This is a genomic window from Psychrobacter sp., from assembly GCF_030457785.1.
Classification (GTDB): domain Bacteria; phylum Pseudomonadota; class Gammaproteobacteria; order Pseudomonadales; family Moraxellaceae; genus Psychrobacter.
Window position 1 is genome coordinate 1 of sequence record NZ_JAKDUI010000217.1, and the last position, 4,494, is coordinate 4,494.

Below are 4,494 nucleotides of genomic sequence, written 5' to 3' on the forward strand. Positions count from 1 at the left end.
TAATATTGACATTTATTGAATTTATGTTGAAAAAATATGGTACATCCCTTATATAAAGAGTAAATACAAGCCTAAGGTGCCAGAATAATAGTCACTATCGGTGAAAAGCCATACAGTGAAGAACCATACAACGAAAAGCCATAGGCTGCTATCGATTATAAGATGTATCAATTATAAAAGGACACAATCATGAGGTTCGAGAAATTTACACAAAAGTTGCAATCGGCCATTCAAGAAGCCCAAAGTTTGGCATTAGGTCGAGATCACACAGGCATAGACCCTGTGCATTTGCTTGCCGTTTTGCTACAAGATGAATCCAATTTGTCTATCTGCCAACAAGCAGGTGCGTCTATTCCTGCGCTAAAAAACGGTGTGGCGAAAGCACTGGACAGTCAAGCTAAGATTAGCGATCCAACAGGTGAGGTCAATCTAAGCCCTAACTCAGTGAAGATATTGAATTTGGCAGATCGCCAAGCGCAAAAAGAGGGTGATGACTTTATCGCGACGGAATGGGTTATATTGGCACTTGCTGAGCAAGGCGCCACCAAAAAAATATTTGAAAGTGCTGGCGTGACAGCTGGCAAATTAAAAGATGTTATCGAAAATCTGCGGGGCGACGAGACGGTCAATAATCAAAATGCCGAAGATCAGCGTGATGCACTGAATAAATATACCATTAACCTAACCGAACAAGCAGAGCTTGGTAAGCTTGACCCAGTCATCGGTCGTGACGAAGAGATACGCCGTACCATTCAAGTGTTATCACGACGTACTAAAAACAACCCTGTGCTCATCGGTGAGCCGGGCGTCGGTAAAACAGCCATCGTCGAAGGGCTTGCGCAAAAAATCATCAATGGTGATGTGCCAGAAGGTCTACGTCGCAAAGAGGTATTGTCACTTGATTTGGGAGCGTTGATTGCTGGCGCAAAATTCCGTGGTGAGTTTGAAGAGCGCCTAAAAGGTGTGCTAAGCGATTTGGCCAAACAAGAAGGCAATGTCATCTTGTTTATCGACGAGCTACATACCATGGTTGGTGCTGGCAAGTCAGAAGGGGCGATGGACGCTGGTAATATGTTAAAGCCTGCACTTGCCCGTGGTGAGTTGCACTGTGTGGGTGCGACTACCCTAGACGAGTATCGTCAATTTATCGAAAAAGATGCTGCGCTTGAGCGCCGTTTCCAAAAGGTACTGGTCGATGAACCAACGGTCGAAGATACCATTGCGATATTACGTGGTCTAAAAGAGCGCTATGAGCTTCATCATGGCGTCGATATTCAAGACAGTGCGATTATCGCTGCGGCACGTATGAGTCATCGCTATATCACGGATCGTAAGCTACCTGACAAGGCTATTGACTTAATTGATGAAGCAGCAAGTCGCTTGCGTATGGAAATGGACAGTAAGCCTGAATCACTTGGAAAGCTTGATAGTCGATTGATTCAGTTAAAAATGCAGCGTGAAGTATTGAAAAATGAATCAGACGCAGGCGCACAAGCAGAGCGCAAGGTGCTCGATAGCCAAATCGAAGAGCTAGAAAAAGAGTACGCTGATCTCAATGAGATTTGGCAAGCAGAAAAAGCGCTAGTTAAGGGCAGTCAACAGCTGAAAGATGAGCTGGACAAAGCACGAATTGCCTACGATAAAGCCAATCGTGAAGGCGATTACGAGACCATGAGCAAGCTTCAGTATGAGACGATTCCGCAGCTTGAGCGCCGAATCGCCGAGTCTGATCTGGCAGAACAAAAAGAGCAGGCAGGTGACAGTGGCGGTGCAAAACTACTACGTAACAAAGTAACGGATAATGAAATTGCTGAAGTCGTCGCCGCCGCAACAGGTATTCCTGTGAGCAAAATGCTACAAGGTGAGCGTGATAAGATGCTAGCAATGGAAGACAATCTCCATGAACGAGTCATCGGTCAAGAGGAAGCAGTAGAAGCAGTTGCAAACGCGGTACGCCGTAGTCGTGCAGGCTTGTCTGACCCAAATCGTCCATCAGGTTCATTTCTGTTTTTAGGACCAACGGGTGTCGGTAAAACAGAGCTAACAAAATCGCTTGCCAACTTTTTATTCGACTCAGAAGATGCAATCATCCGTATCGATATGAGTGAATACATGGAGAAGCATAGCGTTAGCCGTCTGGTGGGTGCGCCCCCAGGATATGTCGGTTACGAAGAAGGTGGTACGTTGACCGAGGCAGTACGCCGTAAACCCTACAGCGTGATCTTGTTTGATGAGGTTGAAAAGGCACATCCTGATGTGTTTAATATCTTGCTACAAGTTTTAGATGATGGGCGTTTGACAGACTCACAAGGTCGTGTCGTGGACTTCAAAAACACAGTGATCATCATGACCAGTAACTTAGGGTCTCATAAGATCCAAGAGATGGTAGGTGAAAGCTATGACGATATCAAATCTGAAGTGATGGATTCGGTGGGGCAGCATTTCCGCCCAGAGTTCGTCAACCGTATTGATGAAATTGTCGTTTTTCATCCGCTTGGTATGTCGCAGATGGCTGGCATTGCTGATATTCAATTAGACAGATTGCGCCAGCGGTTACAGGAGCGTGAGCTAGACATTGAGATGTCGGATGATGCGATGAACAAGTTGGTCGCAGTCGGTTATGATCCCGTGTATGGTGCACGCCCACTCAAACGTGCTATCCAGCAAGAAATCGAAAATCCATTGTCATTGAAGCTGTTGGCTGGTGATTTTATCGCTGGTGATATCATCAAGATCGATGTCGGTGCAGATGACCAATTGATTTTTGATAAGCTCAGAGTAAGTTAAGGTCATTGCTTTTCTCATTGCGCTTACTTGATTGGCATCAATAATCGGTACAACAAACGATTACTAAACCTCTTTTCTGCCTATTTCTCAATAGGTGGGAGGGAGGTTTTTTTATGCTGCATAATTATTGTTACCGTTGCAATACGTTGATTATGTTATACATAACTTTAACTACTGAATGCGTTTTCATTTCTATAACCATTTTTATAATGAGGACACGCCTTAGTCTCTGAACTATTGGATAGCAGTATTTGAACTTAGAAAGCGCATTAATAAGATTATTATAAATGAAAAGAGATGACATCATGAGGACCAATAAAAAACACATCAGCAGAGTATTAACCTTGCCACTAACCATGACAGCCTTGCTTTTTAGTGCTTCTGCTTGCTCTAACCCATCGCCGGTCAATACCGATGCAGATTCGGCAGCGTATGAAGAAAAGCAAAACACTGATAGTGAATCCATCGCCAGTAGTGAAAAACCTACTTTTGCAACTAAAACCATTGCTACTTTTGATGAGCCATGGGCAATGACAGCACTGCCGACAGAAGAAGGACAGTCTCCAATATTGTTGATCACCCAAAAAACAGGTGAGTTGTTTGTGGTCAACTCTGAAACAGGTGTGAAGACAGCGGTGGCAAATGTACCTGAGGTTGCTTATGGCGGGCAGGGTGGTCTAGGAGACGTCATTCTTGCCCCTGACTTTGCTACTTCCAACGACATATATATCAGCTATGCTGAAGCAGGCACGGGCAGTGATAGCAATAAATTTGGTGCGGCAGTCATCAAGGCGACATTGACAGGGTTGGATACAGATACACCAAGCCTGCAAGCATCAATGCCTATTTGGCAGCAAGTACCAAAGGTAGGTGGCAAAGGTCATTATAGTCATCGTTTGCTGTTATCTCCTGATGGGCAGTATTTATTTATCAGCTCAGGAGATCGACAAGACAAAACGCCTGCGCAGGATATGACTGGCAACTTGGGTAAAATAATACGGCTAAATACGGATGGATCGGCACCAGAGGACAATCCGTTTGCGAAAGATACCAACAGTATCGCCAAGGAGTTTTGGACCGTAGGTCATCGTAACGTCCTCGGCATGGTGTTCGATGATACAGATAGGCTTTGGGTACATGAAATGGGTCCGAGGGGTGGTGATGAGTTTAATTTGATTGAAAAAGGCAATAACTACGGCTGGCCAATTGTATCGAATGGTCGCAATTATTCAGGCATAGATATCGCTGATCACGATACTCGTCCCGATTTTTCAGCACCAAAAATCACATGGACACCAGTGATATCACCTTCTGCTGTGAGTCTTTATCACTCAGGTAATCATGATGACTTTCCAGCATGGCAGGGTGCTGCATTGATCAGTGGTTTGTCATCAAAGGCGCTAATAGTTGTAGATTTTGATGACAACAACGGTGCTGCTGAACGATATCGTTATAATATGGGAGAGCGGATGCGTAGTGTGTTGGCAGTCGACGGTCGGGTATGGATGCTTGAAGATGGTAACGACGCTGGATTAGTACAGTTAGTGGGAGAATGATATATATAGAGGTAATCCGGTATAAAAATCTGAAAGTATCAAGGCTCATAGCGTGACTCTTAGTCTCCGTTTGAGTCTCGCTTTCATGGCTTTCATGGCACCATCAAGCTGAAGAAATTCCTGAAATTGTAGGAATATCTTTAAAAGGTTA

2 protein-coding genes are annotated in these 4,494 nt (G+C 44.5%); both read left to right on the top strand.

The window, feature by feature from the left end:
• Positions 1–189: 189 nt before the first annotated feature.
• Positions 190–2,787: an ATP-dependent chaperone ClpB gene (gene clpB, locus L0J61_RS09530; protein ID WP_301466214.1), complete on the top strand. Its 2,598-nt coding sequence runs from the start codon at positions 190–192 to the stop codon at positions 2,785–2,787.
• A 305-nt stretch (positions 2,788–3,092) separates the two neighbouring features.
• Positions 3,093–4,343, top strand: coding sequence for a PQQ-dependent sugar dehydrogenase (locus tag L0J61_RS09535; RefSeq protein ID WP_301466215.1), 1,251 nt, complete (start codon positions 3,093–3,095; stop codon positions 4,341–4,343).
• Positions 4,344–4,494 lie beyond the last annotated feature (151 nt).